We start from the raw sequence: 20,533 nt of genomic DNA on the forward strand, positions 1-20,533 counted from the left end.
GAGGCCACCCCCGGGCAGCGGACCACGGCGGCGTCGTCCCGCTCCGCGCTGGTCGTCCGTGTCGCGGCAGTGGTGCTGTCCGTCGGTGTGGCCGCGGGCGCCGTTGCCGACGTGTACCGCATCGGCGACTCCGGAGCGAAGGCCGCCTGGCAGAACGGCTTCTCCAAGGCCGCCACGGGTGAGCGCGGCGACAAGGGCTGACAAGAGCTGACAAGGGCCGGACAAGAGCTGACACCACCGGCTTCCGGCCCGGAGCGGTCCTGCCGGCGCGGGCAGCTGCGCAGCCCGCGCACCCGGTGCTTCGCATGGAGGCGACACCGAAGTGGCAGACTGTGACGGTGCGAACACGTGACGAGGAACTGCTGGCCCGGGTACGGGAGATGAGGGAGCGCGGCAGCGCGCCGAAGCAGATCGCGAAGGCGCTGGGGCTGCGCCCGGCCCAGGCCACCGCGCTGGTCAGACGGGTTGCCGAGGCGGCGCTGGCGAACGTCGGGCCGGATGAGCGGCCGGTGGTGGGCTGCTGGGTCAACGCGGGCTGGAGTGTGGGACTGGACATGGCCAAAGCCCCGGAGTGGGCGGCGGCCGACCCCCTCGGCCAGGAGCCGGACCCGGGCACGGGCGGCTTCGCCCAGATCCTCCTGGCCCGCCAGGAACGTGCCAGCAGAGTGACCGTCACCGGGTTCCTGGTGGACGTGTACTGCCTGGGAGTCAAGAACGTCACCGACCCCGAGGTGATGGGGTCCGGATCCCTGACCAGTTACGTACCGATGTACTACTCGGCCTTCGAGTGTCGGCCGCTGGCGATCGCCGTGGAGCAGGCGCAGACCATCGTGCACGATGCGGTCGCCTACTCCCGCAGTCTCGGCTTCGAGCCCGCGGACGGCTTCGCCGACGCCGCAGTGCACCTGGGTGCCCCGCCCGGCGACCGGCCCGTCATCGGCTTCGGCCGGGACGGCAGGCCGTGCTACCTCTCCGGCCCTTACGACAACCCCCGCAAGGTGGTTCAGAACCTCGAGCGCACCTGCGGTCCGGACAACTACGACTACGTTGCCCACCTGTAGGAACGGGACGCGAGCGGCACGATGCGGGAAACGTGCCCGGTGAGGCGCTGGCTGAGGATACGAGACTCCTTTGCCGTGAACGGGTGACTGAGACGGGCGAAGCCGAAAGCCCCGACCCATCATCGGCCGAACGGAGACCAGGAGCGCGCCCGAGAAGGTGGCCGTGGTGGCGGTGGCCGAACAGCCCGTGGCCGCGGTGATCTGGGGGTTCAGCCCGGGGAAGGCGTGGTAGACGATTCCCCAGCTGGTGATCTGGGTGGCGCACAGGGCGGGCAGGGCGGGCAGGGCGGGCGCGAGGCCATGACCGGTCCCCCGTCCCGGTCACGGCCCCGCTGGTGTGGAGGTCGGTCATCGGCGGATCAGCAGCAGCCGCCCGCAGCGACCGGTTCCTTCGAGCCGGTGTCGGCCTCGACCGGGCCGGCGCAGCAGGTGCTGCCCTGCTGCTTGGCCAGAGAGCCGGCGTCGGCCTTGACGACGTAGACCTCCCAGGGTTCCTGGCCGGGTCCGTGGACCCAGACTTTGTCCTGGAGGGCGTAGCAGCAGGTGGTGTCGTCCTCGACGTCGGTGACCAGGCCGGCCTCGCCCAGGCGGGCGGTGGCGGCGTGGACGTCCTCGGTCGTCTCGACCTCGACGCCGAGGTGGTCCATGCGGGTCGCCTCGTCTGCGGTGCCTTCGATGAGGACGAGCTTGAGCGGGGGCTCGGCGATGGCGAAGTCGGCGTATCCGTCGCGGAGTTTGGCGGGCTCGGTGCCGAAGAGCTTGCGGTAGAAGGCCACGGATGCGGCGAGGTCGGGGACGCGGAGGGCGAGCTGTATGCGGGACATGGCGAACCTCCTGTGGTGGGTGGGGAGTTCAGCAGCCGCCGGACGCGGTTGCGGGGGTGCCGATGCCGATCTGCAGGATGGCCGGGGCGGCGCAGCCGCCGCCGCCCTCGCTGCTCTGGGCGGCGTCGGGGTCGTCGAAGAGGCCCGCGCCGCCGCAGACGCCGGTCTCCGGGAGGGTGAGTTCGACGCGCTCGGCGGCCTCCTGGTCGCCCGCGAGTGCGGCGGCGATGGAGCGGACCTGCTCGTAGCCGGTCATCGCGAGGAACGTGGGCGCGCGGCCATAGGACTTCATGCCGACCAGGTAGACATCCTTCTCCGGGTGGGCGAGCTCCGACAACCACGACGGGCAGTTGGTCGGTGGCGGGCACGTTGTTGATGGACACGGCCACGAGATTCCCCTTTGCTTCGATATTCGTCGATGTCCTTCAGGGGTAGCCTGGCACCTGTATTGACATTCGTCAACATAGACACATGTCGAATCTGGACTGGGGCTCCGGTGCGCACCCAGCTCGCCCGGCTCGGGTCGGCGTATAGCGGCCAATGCGGTCCACCCTCGGCCTCGCACCCTGGTTCGACATGTGTCAACATAGACGCATGTCGAATACGAGGGTGCTGCCGCTGCTTGAGCCCGAGGTCTCCGAGGCCGTGGCGCCGTGCTGCCCTCCGCTCACCGAACGGCCGCTGACCGTCGAGGAGGCCGAGAAGACCGCCCGGATGTTCAAGGCGCTCGGCGACCCGGTGCGGCTGCGGCTGTTCTCCCTGGTCGCCTCGCACGAGGGCGGCGAGGCGTGCGTGTGCGACATCTCCGACGTCGGCGTCTCCCAGCCGACCGTCTCCCACCATCTGAAGAAGCTCAAGGAGGCCGGGCTGCTCACCTCCGAGCGGCGCGGCACCTGGGTCTACTACCGCGTGGAACCGTCCGTGGTGGCCGCGATGAGCCAGTTCCTGGCATGGGCCGACTGATCCCCCAGGCCGCAGAGCCCGGGACGGCAGACTGACCGGCGGGTCGCCCGCGTCCAACCGGAGCGCGCCTGCGTCGAGTTCCAGACCTTCCTCGTGCTGTGGCTCATTCGGCCGATCGTCCGGGCATGAAGATGAGTGCGACCAGGGCCAGTCCGACCACGCCGCCAACGATTTGCATGCCGACGAAGCCCAGGACCGAGCCGGGCGCGATGCCCGCGAAGGTGTCGGTGAAGGCGCGGCCGATCGTCACTGCCGGGTTGGCGAAGGACGTCGACGAGGTGAACCAGTACGCGGCGCCGATGTAGGAGGCGACCGCGATGGGTGCGAAGCGCAGCTGGTTCGCCCGGGCCAGCCCGAAGATCAGCAGGATCAAACCGGCTGTCGCGACCACCTCACCCAGCAGGAGGTGACCCGCCGAGCGGTCGTGGATGGACCACTTCACGAGGGGCTCGGCGAACATCGCGTCCGCCAGGATCGCGCCCGCGATCGCGCCGACGATCTGCGCGGGCACGTACACAGCCACCTCACGCGGGGTGACCCCGGGACCGCCACGTCGCGCCGTCCACCACTCCGCCAGCGTGACGACCGGGTTGAAGTGCGCGCCGGAGACCGGGCCGAGCAGCAGGATCAGGATGCCGAGGCCGAAGACGGTGGCCGTGGAGTTGGCCAGCAGTTGCAGGCCGACGTCCTTGGTCAGTTCGGTGGCCTGGATGCCGGAGCCGACCACGACCGTCACCAGCAGGGCGGTGCCTATGAGTTCGGCGGCGGCCCGGGCGACCAGGGGGGTACGCGGCGGGGTGGCACCCGGCGCGGACCCGACGGAGGCGGGTGCTGGAGCGGTTGTCGCGGATTCCGCGGTCGGGGCTGCTTCGGCGGCGGTCATGGGCAGGCCCTCTTGTTCTCCGCTGCGGTGCGAGCGGACTCGGCCAGGTCGGCGAACTGGCCCGCGAGTGAGGCGATGACGTCGGGCTTGAGCCGGTAGTAGATGTACCGGCCGCACGGCTCCGTCTCGACGACCCCGGCCTCGCGCAGCACCTTCAGGTGGTTGGAGAGGTTGGTCTGCCGGGCGCCGGTCTCCTCCACCAGGTGGGTGGTGCACAGCGTCTCTTTGGCGAGCAGGGTCACTATCCGGAGCCGGAGCGGGTCCGCCAGAACCCGGATCAGATCAGTGTCGACTGACGTCATCATGGGCTGATACTTTCACACCAGTGGTGGCTGACATCACTGGGTGCTGATATCAATCGCACCTGATGCCGTCGTGAGACAAGAGAGACCTCTGATGTCCGACAAGCCCTCCGTGCTGTTCGTCTGTGTCCACAACGCCGGCCGTTCCCAGATGGCCGCCGCGTGGCTGACCCACCTGGCCGGGGACCGTGTCGAGGTCCGTTCCGCCGGCTCCAACCCGGGCGCCGGCGTCAACCCGGCCGCCGTCGAGGCCATGGCCGAGGTCGGGATCGACATCTCCGCCGAGGTTCCGAAGATGCTCACCGTGGATGCGGTGAAGGAGTCGGACGTCTGCATCACCATGGGCTGCGGCGACGCCTGCCCGGTCTTCCCCGGCAAGCGCTACCTCGACTGGACCCTGGACGACCCCGCAGGCCAGACTGTCGACAACGTCCGCCCCATCCGCGACGACATCGAGCACCGCGTCCGCGGCCTCCTCGACGACCTCGGCGTCCCGGCGTAACACTGACCGCGTCCGACGCCTCGCGGAGGGGGGGGGCAGATTGCTGTCGCTTGCTCAGGTTCCCAGCACGGCACGGTGAACCAGATCGCTGTTCACCGAAGTCGTCGACCCAGTCGGTCCCATCACGCCAACTGAGACCAAAAACTGAGACCACGCACGAGAAGGGCCCCACCGCGAACGGTGGGGCCCTTCGACATCGTGCCCGGTGAGGCACTGGCGGAGGATGCGAGATTCGACCTCGTGAGGGGTTGCCCCCAACACGCTTTCCCATTGTTCGCCCGACTGATGGGGGGCGTCCGGGGGCGTCCTGGCCTGCGGTGGAGCGGTCCGTGGAGGGATTCAGGACTCCGCCGAACAGAGCTGAACGAGACCGAAACTGAGACCAAGGCGTGGCTGGAACCCTGCCTGCGACGGCCGGGCGAGCAGAGCGGCCGCAGGATTCCTACTTGTTTGATAATCTCGGGCTATGACTGAAACGCCGTACAGCGTTGGCGAGGGGCCGGCGACCCGAGTGAGCCTCTCTCTCCCGGAGGGCACAGCCGAGGCGATCCGTCAGCGGGTGGGCAAGCGCGAGTTCTCCGCATTCATCACCGCAGCTGTAGAGCGGGAGCTGCGTGGCCAGATCCTGGACGAGTACCTGGCGGACTACGAACGCCGCAAGGGTCCGGTTTCTGAGCAGGACCAGGAGCGGGCACGCCAGATCTTCGACGAGGTATTCACCGAGGAGGGCCAGTGGCCCGCCGTAAGCTGAGCCACGAGGGCACTCTGGTTCTCGACTGCGAGGGCTTGTCGAAGCTCGTCAGCGATCACGCACCTGTCGTCGCTTTGGTCGCAGAAGCGCGTAAGCGCGGCATGGAGACGGTGATCAGCGCACTGACCATCATCGAAGCCGTGCACCGTCGGACGGACAGAGCTCGTCTCGCCTGGATCCTGTCGGGCGTGCGGATCGCACACATCGGGGACGAGGAAGCCAAGGCCGCTTCCGCCCTGCTCATCAATGCCGGGCTGCACGGCCACAAGTACGCCATCGATGCGGCCGTGGCCGAGATGGCACTGCGGCAACGGCGGCCGGTCGTTCTGCTCACTTCCGACCTCGACGACATGACGAAGCTCTGCGGTGACAAGGTACGCCTCGTGGCTGTGTGACGGGCGTTGCTCATGCGCCTCGAACGCGCAACGTCGGCGCGCTGTTCCAGGGCCACATGAGAGGGTTCTGCGGGTTCTGCGGGGTGGTAGTAATGCCAGCTCAGGCAATTGCGCACTGCAGTGCGCAATTGTCTGAGCTCACCTGGCCTCCATACGGTCGCTTCATCGCATCCATCAGGCGCAGTGAAGGCGGGGACATGACGAGTGAGGACAACAGTGAGCAGAACACAGAGGGGCGACTCGTTTCACGGGCTGAGATCGCTGCCCTGGCCGGCGTCAGGCGATCGGCGATCACCAACTGGGAACGGCGCCACGCCGACTTCCCCATCGCGCGCCGAGCCGGAGAGCAGGATTACTACCGGCTCTCCGACGTCGTCCGCTGGCTCGACACACGGCAGGTGTCGAAAAGGGACCGTCGTGAGTCGGAGCCCGAAGGCGTTACGTACGGCGATCGGGTCCGCGCCTCGCCGCCGTGGCGACAACTGTCGTCACCGGGCGGTTACACACCACTCGCGGCCTCCGAGGCAGACAGCGAGCGTGCCCGGTCGCTGTCTGGTGAGACGCTGGCCGTGCTGCTGGAGCGGTCGATGGCGCGGCGGTGGGGGGCTCGCTCCCTGGCAGGCTACGCATCGGCGAAGGCCCGGAAGAACTACGCCGGCACCAGCCCGATCACCCGCGCCTCCGGCAAGGTCCACACCGTCCAGGCCCGCTACGTCCGCAACAACTGTCGAAGGGCCCCACCGCGAACGGTGGGGCCCTTCGACATCGTGCCCGGTGAGGCACTGGCGGAGGATGCGAGATTCGACCTCGTGAGGGGTTGCCCCCAACACGCTTTCCACATGTTCGTCCGGGGGTTCGGAGACGCTCGGGTCCTGACCTGCGGTGGAACGGGTGGCGGTGGAGGTTCCGGATGGTGCTGAACGGAGGTGAATGCAACCAGAACTGCAACCATCGCCCCCTATTTGCCGCTCTCCGGGCCGTACCACTGGAGAGCCTGGCCGGTCACTGCCGCGATGCAGGCGAAGTCGTGGTCGCGGTGCAGGAGGGTGAGCCCTTGCAGCTCAGCCGTCGCGGCGACGACGAGATCCACCGCACCCGCACTGCGATGCTTTCCCTGTTTGGTGAGAGCTTCCTGGACCTGCCAGGCGCGGTCATAGGCGCGGTCGTCGACGGGAACCCAACCGAAGATCAGCCGCATGTCCTCGATGCCGCGCGCCCTGTCGGCGGCCGACCGGGCGCTGTAGAAGAACTCAAGCTCGGTGATCGGGCAGGTGGCGATGAGCCCGGCGGCTGCCGCCTGGTCCCAGCCGTACTGCTCCGCGTCCTCGCGCATGAACCGTGCAAGCGCGCTGGTGTCGATCAGGAACTGGGCCGCGTTCACCGGCGGTAGTTCGCCTTGTTCTCGAACAGCTCCAGATCGAACGCGCCGTCCCCGGCCGCGGCCCGCAGCCGGGCGAGTGCCAGGGCGCGACGCCGGCTCTCCAGCACTTCGCGAAGAGCGGTGTTGACGGTCTCCTTTTTGGTGTTCGTCCCGAGGGCTTTCGCCACGTCCGCGACCAGTTCGTCGTCCAGGTCGATAACCGTCCGACTCATGTTTCCTCCCTGATATCAAATGTGGGGTCAAGTGTATCTCGTGAGGTGCCCGCGGGGTGGTATACCCGGGCACCCGGCCTTGGCCGCCGAGTCCTACGCGGGCATCACGCCATGGATGCGGGAGAGAGTGAAGACGCGTTCCGCTTCGCGCAGCTGGCACCAGGCGTCGAGGTAGGGCGGGGCGAATGCCAGGTCGCTGAGGGTGCGTACGGTCCGGTTGCCCGAGGTGGCGAGGTACTCGACCGTGATGGCCGCACCGGTGTCGATGGCATGGGCGACCTGGCGGACGTCGCTGTACGACAGGTGCTTCGCGTAGCCGGCGACGATCTCCTCGGTGTCCGTCGCGAAAGGCACCCCGCTGCCGAACGGGTCGGGTTCCGATGGGGGTCCCCCCGCTCGAGCGAAGCCGAGAGTGGGGGAGGTCGGCGGGGCCTTGAGCAGCCGGTCGGCCAGGACGTCGATCCCAGCGTCGGTGGGCATGTCCGAGGTCCGGGTTGCGGTGGTCCGGGGCCCGCGCCGCCCGACGTTCCTTCGCGGGGGCGGGACGGCAGCGGCGGCCCTCTGTGACAGGCGCTTTTCGATGCGTACCGTTCCCCTGGCGGTCTCGGCGACCGGGGCGTAGCCCGCAGCACGGAGCGCGGCGAGAGTCGTCGCGGGTGGGCTGCCGCTGACCAGGACGGTCGGGGCGAGCTGCCGCAGGGCGAGCTTGGACAGTGCGCGGTGGGCGGCGAGTTCGGCCAGGAGCGCGGGTTCGTCGCCGTGGATCACACAGGCCGCGGGGGCGATGCGCACCCGTCCGTGACCTCGTGCGGTGTCGGCGATGAGATAAGTCAGCGGCTGTGGCAGGGCCGTGGCGGAGCCGGCGACCAGGTCGGCTGTGATGTCGTCCGGGGTGCGGCCGGCGTCCAGGGCCCGGCGGATACTGCCGGCACTGAAGCGCCATACCGATGCCGTGCCACTGGTCTCCCGGTCGGCCATCGAATCCAGCAGCGCCGCGAGTCGCGCGGACGGGGTGCCGGTGACGACGGCGGTGAGGTCGGCGCCGATCCGGGCGGTCGTGGTCGCGGGGGGCAGCAGCCGCCGGGCCGTGATGTCGAGATCTTCGTCGGCGTGGGCCGCCAGGTGGGCACCGAGCGGGGACAGCGCACCCCGTGCCAGCACGCCCAGCAGTTCGCCTTCGCGGATCCCGGTGCTGAACGGTGCCGTGTCCTGGGGCGAGGCGTCGTCGGCGAGCGGACGGTGCCAGGCCACGAGCGGCCCCAGCTCCGAAGCGACCTTCACACCCTGTCCTGCCGGGAGCCCCGCTGCCGCGGTGAGCAGCCCGTGGCGGGCCTGCAGACAGCCGTCGCAGTCAGGCGCACCGGCGAGCGCGGGAAGCGCCTTGTTGTCTTCGTCGCGCGCCCGGGTGGGGGTGAGCGGCACTCGGGCCCCCAGGGCAGCCAGCGCCTCGGCGGCCTGCAAGCACGGCAGCGTGAGTTGCGGCAGGACGAGTGCCACGGACCCCGGACGTTGGAGACGGTCCGCCAGCTCCCCCACCGAGCGCGGTTCCGGAGAGGAGGCTGCGTCCTTCCGCATGGCGAGTACGCGTGCCAGGCGGGAACCGTCGAGTTCGCTCAGCCAAGTCGCAAGCGTCGATCGGGACTTCATGAGGTGCACCTCGACAGACAGGGAACGTCACAGGCGCGCCGAAGCCGCTTCGGCGCCAAGGCCAAGGATGGCGCAGTCCCATGATCTGCGGATGCCGTACGAAGACAGAGTCCGGGGGCACCTCCCCGCCGCGGGCCTCCTGCATGCCCTGCTGGAGAACGTCATGGCGTTGGCCAAGTAGCTTCCCCCCGGCCGTGCCGCGTCCGCGACCGGCTACGGACGCGGCAGGTGCAATACGGATGTTCTTCTCAGATGTGGGCTTTCCAGTTCCGAATCGCCTGGTCGAGGCTCGAACGGAGCCGCGCAGCTGCCGGAGAGCCTGGCAGAAGTTCGCCGTACGCCTGGCTATGCCGCTTGGCGATGAGCCCTGCGAGGTTTGCGGAACTCCGTGACGGATATACCAGCGACCTCTCTCGGTCGCCGAGCTCTTGGGTCAGGCCGAGGAAGCTGCGACCGATATGTAGGCCAGGCGAAGCGCTGTAGTGCTTTGCCTCGATCGCGGCGACGACCTTAGTGCTCCTCGGATGTACCGCAGCCTGGCGGCTGCGTTCGGCCTCCTGGTGCTCGATGATCGCCACATCGCACTCGTGTGCCACTTTCGACCGGCCGGCTACGTACACGCCCAGGTGAATCTCTAGCTGCTTCGGAGTGTCAGGGAAACTGACCAGCGCGTGGGTGAAGCTGCCTGACCAAAGGTTTCCTGGGGACCTGCGGAAGTGGAGCACACCAGTTGGGGTGGCACCGTCCTGTGTGAGGACAGCTCTTCCTCCGGCGTCGGTAGACGCTTCGAGGCAAAGCGTGAGCAGCGATGCCTCGTACAGGTCAGACTCGTCCGCTTTGTTTCGGTACACCGGCTGCAGGGCGCCGATGGCCAACTCGATGGCCTGTACCAGGTCGTCTCTTCTGCTCACTGGGAGACCCCCCGCCAGGAGTCGCTGTCATCAGCGAGCAGTCCTTGCACCGCTCGCAGCGCGATGTGCGCGCTCTCTGTCTCTTCCTGGAGATCAACACGAGAGGGAACGTCCAGTTCGGGGTCACCGAAGCGGATCTCAGGTTCCATCCGGCGCTCCATGGTCAGCTTCAGTGCTGAGTTGCGCGTCGCGTACATGGTCTCTGCCAGTGTGAGGAGGGCCTCGCGGATCAGCTCGATGCGCTCGTCGCCCGTGTACGGGATCACGGAGACATCGTTCCTCCCGAGTGGTGGCAGCTCAGTCTCCGCCAATCGGGATGCCCGCTCGTTGTACCTCCCCTCCTGCCGAAGGTCCTTCTCCGAGACTGCGCGCCCGTGCCGAACCTCCTGGTCCAACTCTTCAGCCAGCTTCGGCAACTCTTCTCTCAGTCGCGCCATGATCGCTTCGTACCGGTCGTAGTCGACGGCCACGCGTCCCCCACTCCTGCTGCAGTTGCCGGGACTCTACTCATGTCGAGTGACAGTCGTGTCGGCCTGCGGAGCAGACGCGGAGCCCCGCTTGGCTGGACCTCGGATACCTCGACCGCCGCCGGTATCGCTTCCCGGCAACTGCAACCACCAACGTCGAAGGCCCCCGCAGCAAGCTGCGGGGGCCTTCGACGTATTGCCCGGTGAGAGCAATGGCGGAGGATACGAGATTCGAACTCGTGAGGGGTTGCCCCCAACACGCTTTCCAAGCGTGCGCCCTAGGCCACTAGGCGAATCCTCCGCGGCAAACAATACAAGACGTTGAGGAGTGCTCGCGAACTCGTTCCCCCCGCTCAGATCCTGTAGCCTTGGCGCAGCCCCTCACGCGGCGCTATCTGACTGAACTCCCCCAGGGCCGGAAGGCAGCAAGGGTAGGTTGGCTCTGGCGGGTGCGTGGGGGGCGTCTGCGTTGCCGGTGCCGGAGGGCAGTGGCCGACGGGCGGAGCCCGATGTCAGTGGGCGCCTATAACCTCGTAAGCGTGTCGTCTCTCGCGTTGTACCGCCGCTATCGCCCGGAGTCGTTCGCCGAGGTCATCGGGCAGGAGCATGTCACCGACCCGCTGCAGCAGGCGCTGCGGAACAACCGGGTCAACCACGCGTACCTGTTCAGTGGTCCGCGTGGCTGCGGAAAGACGACCAGCGCACGCATCCTGGCGCGCTGTCTGAACTGCGAGCAGGGGCCGACGCCCACGCCGTGCGGCGAGTGCCAGTCGTGCCGCGACCTGGCGCGCAACGGCCCGGGGTCCATCGACGTCATCGAGATCGACGCCGCTTCGCACGGCGGTGTGGACGACGCGCGCGACCTCAGGGAGAAGGCCTTCTTCGGACCGGCCGGCAGCCGGTACAAGATCTACATCATCGACGAAGCCCACATGGTCACGCCGGCGGGCTTCAACGCGCTCCTCAAGGTCGTCGAGGAGCCCCCGGAGCACCTCAAGTTCATCTTCGCCACCACCGAGCCCGAGAAGGTCATCGGGACCATCCGGTCGCGGACCCACCACTACCCGTTCCGGCTGGTGCCGCCGGGGACGCTTCGGGACTACCTCGCCGAGGTGTGCGGGCGAGAGAACAGCCCTGTCGAGGACGGCGTACTGCCGCTGGTGGTGCGCGCGGGCGGGGGCTCCGTACGTGACTCCATGTCCGTCATGGACCAGTTGCTGGCCGGCGCGGGGGCCGACGGTGTGACGTACGCCATGGCGACTTCGCTGCTCGGGTACACCGACCGCTCGCTCCTCGACTCCGTCGTCGAGGCCTTCGCCACCGGTGACGGCGCTGCCGCCTTCGAGGTCGTCGACCGGATCATCGAGGGCGGCAACGACCCCCGGCGGTTCGTCGCCGACCTGCTGGAGCGGCTGCGGGACCTGGTGATCCTCGCCGCCGTGCCGGACGCCGCCGAGAAGGGGCTCATCGACGCCCCCGTCGACGTCGTGGAGCGGATGCAGGCCCAGGCCGGCACGTTCGGCGCCGCCGAGCTCAGCCGCGCCGCCGACCTGCTCAACCAGGGCCTGACCGAGATGCGCGGCGCCTCCTCGCCCCGCCTCCAGCTGGAACTCATCTGCGCGCGCGTGCTGCTGCCCGCCGCCTACGGCGACGAACGCTCGGTCATGGCTCGCCTCGACCGTGTCGAACGGGGCGTGAACTTCTCCGCGGGTGGCGGCGCCCCCGCCATGGGGTACGTGCCCGGGCCGGAGGCGCACGGGGGAACGGGGGGGATGGGCACACCGGTTCCGCCCGTACCGCTGCCCCCGTCCGGTAGCGGGGCGGCTGCGGCCCGGGCCGCGGTGCGGGCTTCGGGTGCGCCGGGGGGTGGCGGGCTCGGAAGTGGCGCGCCGGTCGGGCAGGGCGCGCCTGCGGGTGGCCAGGGCATGGCTCCGGGGTACGGCGGAGCCTCGGGGCAGGGCGCCGCCGATCAGGCCCCGGCCCCGGATCAGGACCAGGACCAGCACCAGGCCCAGGTCACGCCTGCCGGGGCGGGCGTCGGTGCCAGTCCTGGTCAGGGCGCGGCTGCCGGTCCGGCTGGCTCTACGGGGTCACCCGTCGGCCCGTCTCCCTCTCACCCCGGCGACGGACAGCCCCGGCAGCCCCGGTCGCCGGAGCAGCCCCAGCCCTCCCAAGCGACGCCCACCTCCGCCACCCCTCCGGTCGCCGCAGCCCAGGCGCCCGGCGCCTGGCCCACGGCGGCGGCCCCCGCGGGCGGCGCTCGACGGCCCGGTGGCTGGCCCACGGCCGCTCCCGCGGGCGGTGGCCGCCCCGCGGCCGCACCGAACCAACCCGTGTCCGCACCCGCCCCCGCGCACGCCTCCCCGGCCCCCGCTCCGACCGCCGCACCCACATCCGCGGCCTCCGCCGCGTACGTGCCCCCGGCCGGCGGCATGGACCCCCGCATGCTCTGGCCGAACATTCTCGAGGCGGTCAAGAACCGTCGCCGTTTCACCTGGATCCTGCTCAGCCAGAACGCCCAGGTGACCGGCTTCGACGGAACCACCCTCCAGCTCGGCTTCATCAACGCCGGTGCCCGCGACAACTTCGCGAGCAGCGGAAGCGAGGACGTACTGCGGCAGGCGCTGGCCGAGCAGTTCAACGTGCAGTGGAAGATCGAGGCGATCATCGACCCGTCGGGTGGCGGCTCGGCACCGCCGACGACCGGCGGCCCCCCCGGCTTCAACAACGGCGGAGGCGGCGGCACCGGCTACGGCGCGGGCGGTGGAGGCGCTGGTGGCTACGGTGGAGGCGGTGGAGGCGGTGGTGGTTACGGCGGCGGTGGAGGTACGGCCTCCGAGCGCACGCCCCCTCCCCAGGGCGCCTCCTCCGCGGTCCTCGCCCCGTCCCCGGCATCCTCCGCTTCCGCGGCCGCTCCTGCCCCCGCCGCCCAGCGGTCCTCCCCTGAACGCCCGCCCCCGGTCTCTCCCGAGGACGACACTGCCGAGGACGACGATCCCGATCTCGACGAGTCGGCCCTCTCCGGCCACGAACTCATCGTCCGGGAGCTGGGAGCGACGGTGGTGGAGGAGTTCACGAACGAGTAGCGGGCCCTCGAGCCGGACTCGTTGCCCGCAGCCCGCAGCCCGCAGCCCGCAGCCCGCAGCCCGCAGCCCGCAGCCCGCAGCCCGCAGCCCGTTGCCCGCAGCCGACAGACAGCCCGCAGCCCTTGTCCTTGTCGGCCCCTCCTTGGAGGAACCCACAACCGACCGCCCCCCACCCCTTCGGAACCCCGCACAAAAACCCCGTTAGGCTGACCCCGTGAAGGTCCTTGTCATCGGCGGCGGTGCCCGCGAACACGCCCTGTGCCGTTCCCTGTCCCTCGACCCCGACGTCACCGCGCTGCACTGCGCCCCCGGCAACGCCGGTATCGCCGAGGTCGCCGAGCTGCACCAGGTCGACGCCCTGGACGGCGCGGCCGTCTCCGCGCTGGCCGCGGAACTCGGCGCCGACCTGGTGGTCGTAGGCCCGGAGGCGCCGCTTGTCGCCGGGGTCGCCGACGCCGTCCGTGCGGTCGGCATCCCCGTCTTCGGCCCCTCCAAGGAGGCCGCGGAGCTGGAGGGTTCGAAGGCATTCGCCAAGGACGTCATGGCGGCGGCGGACGTTCCCACCGCTCGCTCGTACGTCTGTACGACCCCAGCGGAGGTCGAGAGAGCTCTCGACGCCTTCGGAGCGCCGTACGTCGTGAAGGACGACGGCCTCGCCGCCGGCAAGGGCGTCGTGGTGACCGGTGATCTCGAGGCGGCGAAGACACATGCCAACGCCTGCGAGCGTGTGGTCATCGAGGAGTTCCTGGACGGCCCCGAGGTCTCCCTCTTCGCCATCACCGACGGCGAGACGGTCATTCCCCTCCAGCCCGCCCAGGACTTCAAGCGCGCACTCGACGGCGACGAGGGCCCGAACACCGGCGGCATGGGCGCGTACTCCCCGCTGCCGTGGGCGGACCCGAAGCTGGTGGACGAGGTCATGCAGACAGTCCTGCAGCCGACCGTCGACGAGATGCACCGCCGCGGCACCCCCTTCTCCGGCCTGCTCTATGCCGGTCTCGCGATCACGTCCCGCGGCGTACGGGTCATCGAGTTCAACGCCCGCTTCGGCGATCCGGAGACCCAGGTCGTCCTGGCCCGTCTGAAGACCCCGCTGGCCGGCGTCCTGATGGCCGCCGCCACGAGCAACCTCGCTGACCTGCCGCCCCTGCGCTGGAGCGACGAGGCCGCGGTCACCGTGGTCATCGCCTCGCACAACTACCCCGGCACCCCGCGCACCGGCGACCCGATCACGGGCCTGGACGAGGTGGTCGCCGAGGACGCCCCGCACGCGTACGTCCTGCACGCGGGCACCCGGCAGGAAGGTGACACCGTCGTCAGCGCGGGCGGCCGCGTGTTGACCGTGACGGCGAGCGGCAAGGACCTCTCCGAGGCCCGCGACCGCGCGTACCGGGCCGTCGACCGCGTCCGTCTCGACGGTTCCCAGCACCGCACGGACATCGCGGCGACGGCGGCGGGGTTGGGGACGGGGACGGGGACGGCACAGGCGTAATCCTCGCCGCTCGGGATCCTCACCGTCCGGGATCCTCACCGCACGGGATACTCCCGTCCGCGAAACTCGCCGCCAGGGATCCTGACTGCCCGAGGTCCTCACGCCCCGGCGGTGGAAAATCCGGACGAACTCCCCGCCGCCGATAAACCCGACAGGCCCCGAATCCGTCTCAGGATTCGGGGCCTGATCCTTGCTCTCCGTCATCCACCTTTCCCCAAAGCCATTCCATCGAGTGACCGATGCCCCATCCGGCTGACGGGGGCCGGGACCCCAACTAGGGTGCGGCGCAGGCTTTCCGGCACTTGGCCCACCGGCATTGCGATGTCAGTGGTGGGTGCCACAGTGGGGGAGTGAGCAACGCCAGGAGAGCCAGACAGCCAGGACAGCAGGGAGGGGGTGTGGTCCGGTCGTGACCGGTATGGGTGTGGAGGCAGGCGCGCAGGCCGCGAGGCACCGGGCACTCGCTGTCCTGCGCATCCGCGGCCGGGCGTCGGCCGTCGCGCTGCTGCCCGCGGCCATCGCCGTGGTGCTGCTGGCCGGCGGTGTCACGGAGCACCTGGTGGGCCCCGGCTGGGACGCGGCCCGGTGGGTGACGGCGGTGGCCGCCGTCCTCGTCCTGCTCGCTGCGGGCGCCATCGCCCTGGTGGTCTCCCGCGCCCGTCCCGCCGTCAGCCCGACGGTCCGGATCGCCGAGGAGTCGGCGCCCGACCTGTACCGCTTGGTGCGCGACCTCGCCGACCGGCTCGACGTGCCCGCCCCTTCGGCCATAGCGCTCACCCCGGACTGTGACAGCTGGCTCGAGGACCGCACCCACCCGGCCCACGGGCCGCCCGTGCGGGAGGGCCAGGACGAGATAGCGGGTGTGCACAGCGCCCACCGCCGGCCCACCGCCGCTCCCGTGCTGGTCATCGGCTCCCCGTTCCTGTGGTGGATGCGCGTCGGCGAACTCCGCGCGGTCCTCGCCCCGGTCGTCGCCGGTACGGGACCCTCGGCGCACCCCGACATAGCGGCGGCCCGCCGTTTCGTACGAGGCCTGGACGCGGCCGTGGCCGTGGCCTCCACCCCCGGCCGCGACCCCGTGAGCCGCACGGTGCTCGCGGGCGTCGGCTGGGTCGCCCGGCTTCTGCTGCGCAACTGCCGCGGACATGCCGCCGAGATGGAGCGCGGGGTAGCCGCCGTGGCGGCCGAGCGTGCACAGGCTGTGGATTACGGCCTGCGGATCGTCGCCCAGGAGCAGGTGGGCCTCGCGTACGCGGGCTGGGACCGGCTGCTGACGAAGGTCGCGCTGCCCGCCTGGCGCATGGGCCGCTGGCCCTCCCGCCTGGACGCGGGCGTCGTCGCGGCGCTGACCGAGTTGTCCCGCCGGGACCGGCTGGCCGAGGGCTTCGCCTCCCGGCTGGGCGAGCGCCCCGCCTGTGACCTGCTGGAAGAGCCCGGCGCGGTGGACGAGGCGGCCTCGCTCCTCGCCGCACGCCTCTTCCATGGAGGACCGGCGGAGTCAGGTCCGGACTGGTCGCCGGTGGACTGGCAGGAGTACCCGGACGAGGTCGTCGACCGCAAGTGGCGCACGGACGCCGCCCGCCTGCACCGCACCCTCGACACCCTGGGCGTCCGCCGTTCCCCCGAGTCTGTGTCCCCGGCCCTCGTCGCCCCCACGCTGGCCCGGATCATCGACCACCTGACCGACCCGAACCCCCACCCCGACGGCACACCAACCGTGTCGGACGGGGCCTGCCGCCTCGACGCCGACACCGACGCGGCAGCGGCAGCGGCTGCCGTCACCCAGGCCGGGGCGGAAGCGGAGGGCCACGCCAACCCGGACGACGACTACGGCGTCGTACGCGACGAGGTTCCGGGCAACCACACCGCTGCACGCGAGGACGCCCCGGGCGGCTACACCGCCGTATCCGACGAAACTCCGCGCGCCCACGCCGACGCCGACCACCACGACGACCCCCACGACCCCCACGACCCCCACGACCCCCACGACCCCCACGATCAGGACGCCCCCCGGGACCTCCCCCCCGGCAGCGATCGCGGTGCCGTACTCGCCGCTCGGCTCAGTGCCGAGCTCGCCCGGGAAGAGGCGGCGGCCGTCCCGCGGGGAGGCGCGGCCCAACCCGCACCCGGACAGGGCAGCCCCGACACGGCCTTCTGGGACGACGGCATGCTGACGCTCTTCCCCCAGCAGCCGCCCCGTACCGGACGGGAACTGCTCGCCGACCACGTCACCGCGATGGTGTGCTGCGCCGCGATCGACAACGCCGGCGCGACCCCGGGCCTCGACTGGCTGGACGGCCCGTCGCTCATGGTCAACGGTGAACGGACGAACGACCTGGCCTCCCGCGTCCTCAGCCTCGTCGAAGACGGCAATCCGACGCCCCTGCGGGCCTGGCTGATCGAATCAGGCATACGCCCGGAAAAACCGGTTCGCCTCGGCTGAACGCCCGCGCCTCTCTCGGATCCCCTCATTCCACTTGCGGTCAGTTCGCAACGAACAGTGACAGCGTGTGTGCCTAATGTGATGTGCTGGGACCGATCGCGCACACGGTAAGGGCTCGCGACATATGACAGGAACGCGTCAGGATGCGGCAAGGCGTGGCAGGGCGCCGCAGGAACACGACACACGCCACGCGCCAAACACGCGCCAAACACGCGCCAAACGCCACACGCGCACACCGCACACCAAACATGCGCCAACGGGGGCACCAGGGAGGGGAGCGTCATGGGGTCGGAAGCTGGACCGCGGCAGATCCGCCGCTGGGAGTCGGGAGCACTCGCGCACGCCGTGGCGGACCCCTTCGGCCAGGGCCCCGTGCCCTGGCTCCGCGGCAACGTGACGTACTTCGACGACACCGGCCAGGTCGTCCCCTGGTACGTGGACCCGGCCCAGCAGTGGCCCACCGGCGAGAACACCACCGCGCGCCCCGGAGTCCCGGCCCCCCGAACCGCCGGAGGCCCCCGCTCCGCCGACGACGTGCACCGCCAGATCAAGGGCTTCATCTCCACCGGCGCGGTCGCGCCGGGAGAGGCCGTCGACTTCCACATCACCGTCGACCCGCCGCAGGAATTCGCCGTCGACATCTACCGCATCGGTCACTACGGCGGTGACGGCGCCGCCAAGATCACCACCAGCCCCCGCCTGTCCGGCATCGTCCAGCCGCATCCGCTCACCGCCGACCGCACGATCTCCTGTCACCACTGGTGGCTGTCCTGGCGCCTGCAGATCCCGAGCTACTGGAGCGTCGGCGCGTATGTCGCCGTCCTCACCACGGTGGACGGCCACCGTTCCCACGTCCCCTTCACCGTCCGCCACGACGACCCGGCGGACCTGCTCCTCCTGCTGCCCGACGTGACCTGGCAGGCGTACAACCTCTACCCGGAGGACGGCCGCACCGGCGCCAGCTTCTACCACGCCTGGGACGATGAGGGGAAGCTGCTCGGGGAGGCGGACGCGGCGACGACGGTCTCCTTCGACCGCCCGTACGCGGGTGCCGGGCTGCCCATCCACGTCGGCCACGCCTACGACTTCATCCGTTTCGCCGAGCGCTACGGCTACGACCTCGCCTACGCCGACGCCCGCGACCTGCACGCCGGTCACATCGACCCCACCCGCTACCGCGGTCTGGTCTTCCCCGGCCACGACGAGTACTGGTCGGCGAACATGCGCCGCACCGTTCAGCGGGCCCGTGACCACGGCACGTCCCTCGTCTTCCTCTCCGCCAACACCATGTACTGGCAGGTGGAATTGGCCCCTTCGCCGTCCGGTGTCCCCGACCGTCTGCTCACCTGCCGCAAGCGCAGGGGGCCGGGCAAGCCCGCGCTGTGGCGGGAGGTCGACCGCCCCGAGCAGCAACTGGTCGGCATCCAGTACGCGGGCCGCGTACCCGAGCCCAGTCCTCTGATCGTCCGCAACGCCGACCACTGGTTGTGGGAGGCGACCGGCGCGCACGAGGGCGACGAGATCGAGGGCCTGGTCGCCGGCGAGGCGGACCGCTACTTCCCGCGCGCCCCGCTGCCCGAGCATGACGAGCGCATCCTGCTCGCCCACTCCCCGTACACCGACGGCGACGGCGTGCTCCGCCACCAGGAGACCTCCCTCTACAGCACCCCCTCCGGCGCCCTGGTCTTCGCATCCGGGACGTTCGCATGGTCCCCGTCACTGGACCGCGCCGGCCACGTCGACACCCGGGTCCAGCGTGCCACCGCAAACCTCCTGGACCGCATCTGCAAACGCGACTGAGCTCCGTCAGCGCACCCCCACCCCAAGGCCGTTCCTCCGCGTACGGGAGAATCGACCCACTTGCACAGAACCACGGGGAGGAACCGTGTCCGGATTCGTCGAAAAGCCCGAACCGCTGCAGGTTCCGGGCCTGGTGCATCTGCACACCGGCAAGGTGCGCGACCTGTACCAGAACGAGGCGGGCGATCTCGTGATGGTCGCCAGCGACCGCCTCTCCGCCTTCGACTGGGTGCTGCCCAGCGAGATCCCCGACAAGGGCCGTGTCCTCACCCAGCTCTCCCTGTGGTGGTTCGACCAGCTCGCCGACCTGGTCCCCAACCACGTCCTGAGCACCGAACTGCCCGTCGGCGCCCCCGCCGACTGGGCGGGCCGCACCCTCGTCTGCACGTCGCTCCAGATGGTCCCGGTCGAGTGTGTGGCCCGCGGCTACCTCACCGGCTCCGGCCTGCTCGAGTACAAGGAGTCCGGCACGGTCTGCGGCCTCGCCCTGCCCGAGGGCCTGACCGACGGCAGTGAACTCCCCGCCCCGATCTTCACCCCGGCCACCAAGGCCGCGGTCGGCGAGCACGACGAGAACGTCTCCTACGAGGAGGTCGCCCGTCAGGTCGGCGCCGACACCGCGGCCCACCTGCGGCAGGCGACCCTCGCCGTGTACGGGCGGGGCCGGGACATCGCCCGTGACCGGGGGATCATCCTCGCGGACACCAAGTTCGAGTTCGGCTTCCAGGGCGAAACGCTCGTCCTCGCGGACGAGGTCCTCACCCCGGACTCGTCCCGCTTCTGGCCGGCCGACCAGTGGGAGCCGGGCCGCGCGCAGCCGTCGTACGACAAGCAGTACGTCCGTGACTGGCTGACCTCGCCGGAGTCCGGCTGGGACCGGAAGAGCGAGCAGCCCCCGCCGCCGCTGCCCGAGCAGGTGGTGGAGGCGACCCGCGCCCGGTACGTGGAGGCGTACGAGCGCCTGACCGGCATGAGCTGGAGCTAGTGCCGCGACAGGCAATGTTCGCCCCGTCGCGACGCCTGGCACGCTCCCCCACTGCCTTAAGGGCGTGGGAGGTGCCCCCACTCGCCGCACCGGGCGAAAGCCCACGTACATCCAGTACGAGGGCTTCCGCCCGGCACGCCGATAGCACGCTCCCCCACTCTCGGCTGCGCTCGAGCGGGGGGACCCCCATGACGCCGCTCCTTCTCGGGCAAACATTGCCTGCCGCGGCACTAGCCACACGCAAGGGACCCCGGCCGGCCGGGGTCCCTCACGAGCTGGACCAGGCGGCACGAGAAGACCCCGGTCATGATGACCGGGGTCTTCTCCACAAGAGCGGACGACCAGGTTCGAACTGGCGACCTCAACCTTGGCAAGGTTGCGCTCTACCAACTGAGCTACGTCCGCAGTGCGCCGTGGCGCGAGAGCAA

At 70.2% G+C, this 20,533-nt stretch carries 20 protein-coding genes, 2 tRNA genes, 1 other RNA gene and 2 pseudogenes; 13 read left to right on the forward strand and 12 right to left on the reverse strand.

The window, feature by feature from the left end; genetic code table 11:
* Window positions 1-69: 69 nt before the first annotated feature.
* Both M2271_RS37850 and M2271_RS37855 read left to right on the forward strand, forming a co-directional pair.
* Window positions 70-201, forward strand: coding sequence for a hypothetical protein (locus M2271_RS37850; protein WP_280892003.1), 132 nt, complete (start codon window positions 70-72; stop codon window positions 199-201).
* A gap of 137 nt (window positions 202-338) precedes the next feature.
* Complete coding sequence (locus M2271_RS37855; protein WP_280892004.1) at window positions 339-1,061, forward strand: hypothetical protein; 723 nt, start codon at window positions 339-341, stop codon at window positions 1,059-1,061.
* A 132-nt stretch (window positions 1,062-1,193) separates the two neighbouring features.
* Here M2271_RS37855 and M2271_RS37860 read toward each other — a convergent pair.
* The 3 genes and pseudogenes from M2271_RS37860 to M2271_RS37870 form a co-directional block, all read right to left on the reverse strand.
* Window positions 1,194-1,413: pseudogene (locus M2271_RS37860) on the reverse strand (MFS transporter); the annotation flags it as partial.
* 7 nt (window positions 1,414-1,420) lie between these two features.
* On the reverse strand, window positions 1,421-1,885 hold the full coding sequence (locus M2271_RS37865) for an ArsI/CadI family heavy metal resistance metalloenzyme (RefSeq protein ID WP_280892005.1): 465 nt from the start codon (window positions 1,883-1,885) through the stop codon (window positions 1,421-1,423).
* A 28-nt stretch (window positions 1,886-1,913) separates the two neighbouring features.
* Window positions 1,914-2,216: pseudogene (locus M2271_RS37870) on the reverse strand (flavoprotein); the annotation flags it as partial.
* Window positions 2,217-2,479: 263 nt separating this feature from the next.
* On the opposite strand from M2271_RS37870, the gene M2271_RS37875 reads away from it, so the two are divergent.
* The gene (locus tag M2271_RS37875) at window positions 2,480-2,848 is read left to right on the forward strand and encodes a metalloregulator ArsR/SmtB family transcription factor (RefSeq protein ID WP_280892006.1); all 369 of its coding nucleotides are present in this window, start codon (window positions 2,480-2,482) and stop codon (window positions 2,846-2,848) included.
* A 103-nt stretch (window positions 2,849-2,951) separates the two neighbouring features.
* Here the strand turns inward: M2271_RS37875 and M2271_RS37880 are convergent, their stop codons facing one another.
* Both M2271_RS37880 and M2271_RS37885 read right to left on the reverse strand, forming a co-directional pair.
* Complete coding sequence (locus tag M2271_RS37880; RefSeq protein ID WP_280892007.1) at window positions 2,952-3,731, reverse strand: MIP/aquaporin family protein; 780 nt, start codon at window positions 3,729-3,731, stop codon at window positions 2,952-2,954.
* Window positions 3,728-4,036, reverse strand: coding sequence for a metalloregulator ArsR/SmtB family transcription factor (locus M2271_RS37885; RefSeq protein WP_280892008.1), 309 nt, complete (start codon window positions 4,034-4,036; stop codon window positions 3,728-3,730). The genes M2271_RS37880 and M2271_RS37885 overlap by 4 nt, the downstream gene beginning before the upstream one ends.
* Before the next feature lie 91 nt (window positions 4,037-4,127).
* Between M2271_RS37885 and M2271_RS37890 the strand changes: the two genes are divergently transcribed.
* The 4 genes from M2271_RS37890 (at window position 4,128) to M2271_RS37905 (ending at window position 6,601) form a co-directional block, all read left to right on the forward strand.
* Window positions 4,128-4,535: an arsenate reductase ArsC gene (locus M2271_RS37890; protein ID WP_280892009.1), complete on the forward strand. Its 408-nt coding sequence runs from the start codon at window positions 4,128-4,130 to the stop codon at window positions 4,533-4,535.
* A gap of 466 nt (window positions 4,536-5,001) precedes the next feature.
* Window positions 5,002-5,286, forward strand: coding sequence for a hypothetical protein (locus M2271_RS37895; RefSeq protein ID WP_280892010.1), 285 nt, complete (start codon window positions 5,002-5,004; stop codon window positions 5,284-5,286).
* Window positions 5,268-5,681 (forward strand): DNA-binding protein, encoded by a 414-nt coding sequence (locus M2271_RS37900; protein WP_280892011.1) that lies wholly within the window; start codon window positions 5,268-5,270, stop codon window positions 5,679-5,681. The genes M2271_RS37895 and M2271_RS37900 overlap by 19 nt, the downstream gene beginning before the upstream one ends.
* Before the next feature lie 197 nt (window positions 5,682-5,878).
* On the forward strand, window positions 5,879-6,601 hold the full coding sequence (locus M2271_RS37905; RefSeq protein ID WP_280892043.1) for a hypothetical protein: 723 nt from the start codon (window positions 5,879-5,881) through the stop codon (window positions 6,599-6,601).
* Window positions 6,602-6,639: 38 nt separating this feature from the next.
* Here the strand turns inward: M2271_RS37905 and M2271_RS37910 are convergent, their stop codons facing one another.
* The 6 genes from M2271_RS37910 to M2271_RS37935 form a co-directional block, all read right to left on the reverse strand.
* On the reverse strand, window positions 6,640-7,062 hold the full coding sequence (locus tag M2271_RS37910) for a PIN domain nuclease (RefSeq protein WP_053752750.1): 423 nt from the start codon (window positions 7,060-7,062) through the stop codon (window positions 6,640-6,642).
* On the reverse strand, window positions 7,059-7,274 hold the full coding sequence (locus M2271_RS37915; protein ID WP_280892012.1) for a type II toxin-antitoxin system VapB family antitoxin: 216 nt from the start codon (window positions 7,272-7,274) through the stop codon (window positions 7,059-7,061). Before M2271_RS37915 ends, M2271_RS37910 begins: the two co-directional genes overlap by 4 nt.
* 93 nt (window positions 7,275-7,367) lie before the next feature.
* Window positions 7,368-8,921 (reverse strand): helicase-associated domain-containing protein, encoded by a 1,554-nt coding sequence (locus M2271_RS37920; protein ID WP_280892013.1) that lies wholly within the window; start codon window positions 8,919-8,921, stop codon window positions 7,368-7,370.
* A gap of 248 nt (window positions 8,922-9,169) precedes the next feature.
* Window positions 9,170-9,832 carry a hypothetical protein gene (locus tag M2271_RS37925; protein ID WP_280892014.1) on the reverse strand — a complete coding sequence of 221 codons (663 nt, stop codon included), beginning with the start codon at window positions 9,830-9,832 and terminating at the stop codon, window positions 9,170-9,172.
* Window positions 9,829-10,302: a hypothetical protein gene (locus tag M2271_RS37930; RefSeq protein ID WP_280892015.1), complete on the reverse strand. Its 474-nt coding sequence runs from the start codon at window positions 10,300-10,302 to the stop codon at window positions 9,829-9,831. Before M2271_RS37930 ends, M2271_RS37925 begins: the two co-directional genes overlap by 4 nt.
* A gap of 210 nt (window positions 10,303-10,512) precedes the next feature.
* Window positions 10,513-10,600, reverse strand: a tRNA-Ser gene (locus M2271_RS37935).
* A 71-nt stretch (window positions 10,601-10,671) separates the two neighbouring features.
* Here M2271_RS37935 and ffs point away from each other — a divergent pair.
* The 6 genes from ffs to M2271_RS37965 all read left to right on the forward strand — a co-directional run bounded on the left by ffs (window position 10,672) and on the right by M2271_RS37965 (window position 20,105).
* Window positions 10,672-10,768, forward strand: an RNA gene (gene ffs / locus M2271_RS37940) — signal recognition particle sRNA small type.
* Window positions 10,769-10,838: 70 nt separating this feature from the next.
* Window positions 10,839-13,385: a DNA polymerase III subunit gamma and tau gene (locus tag M2271_RS37945; protein WP_280892016.1), complete on the forward strand. Its 2,547-nt coding sequence runs from the start codon at window positions 10,839-10,841 to the stop codon at window positions 13,383-13,385.
* A 214-nt stretch (window positions 13,386-13,599) separates the two neighbouring features.
* The gene (purD, locus tag M2271_RS37950) at window positions 13,600-14,877 is read left to right on the forward strand and encodes a phosphoribosylamine--glycine ligase (protein ID WP_280892017.1); all 1,278 of its coding nucleotides are present in this window, start codon (window positions 13,600-13,602) and stop codon (window positions 14,875-14,877) included.
* 418 nt (window positions 14,878-15,295) lie between these two features.
* Window positions 15,296-17,320, forward strand: a complete 2,025-nt coding sequence (locus tag M2271_RS37955; RefSeq protein ID WP_280892040.1) for a hypothetical protein — start codon at window positions 15,296-15,298, stop codon at window positions 17,318-17,320.
* A 282-nt stretch (window positions 17,321-17,602) separates the two neighbouring features.
* Window positions 17,603-19,120 carry a N,N-dimethylformamidase beta subunit family domain-containing protein gene (locus M2271_RS37960; RefSeq protein WP_280892018.1) on the forward strand — a complete coding sequence of 506 codons (1,518 nt, stop codon included), beginning with the start codon at window positions 17,603-17,605 and terminating at the stop codon, window positions 19,118-19,120.
* An 85-nt stretch (window positions 19,121-19,205) separates the two neighbouring features.
* The gene (locus tag M2271_RS37965; RefSeq protein WP_280892019.1) at window positions 19,206-20,105 is read left to right on the forward strand and encodes a phosphoribosylaminoimidazolesuccinocarboxamide synthase; all 900 of its coding nucleotides are present in this window, start codon (window positions 19,206-19,208) and stop codon (window positions 20,103-20,105) included.
* A gap of 332 nt (window positions 20,106-20,437) precedes the next feature.
* On the opposite strand, the gene M2271_RS37970 is transcribed toward M2271_RS37965, so the two are convergent.
* Window positions 20,438-20,510, reverse strand: a tRNA-Gly gene (locus tag M2271_RS37970).
* Between the last annotated feature and the right edge of the window lie 23 nt (window positions 20,511-20,533).

This window comes from Streptomyces sp. LBL (genome assembly GCF_029893585.1).
GTDB lineage: Bacteria > Actinomycetota > Actinomycetes > Streptomycetales > Streptomycetaceae > Streptomyces.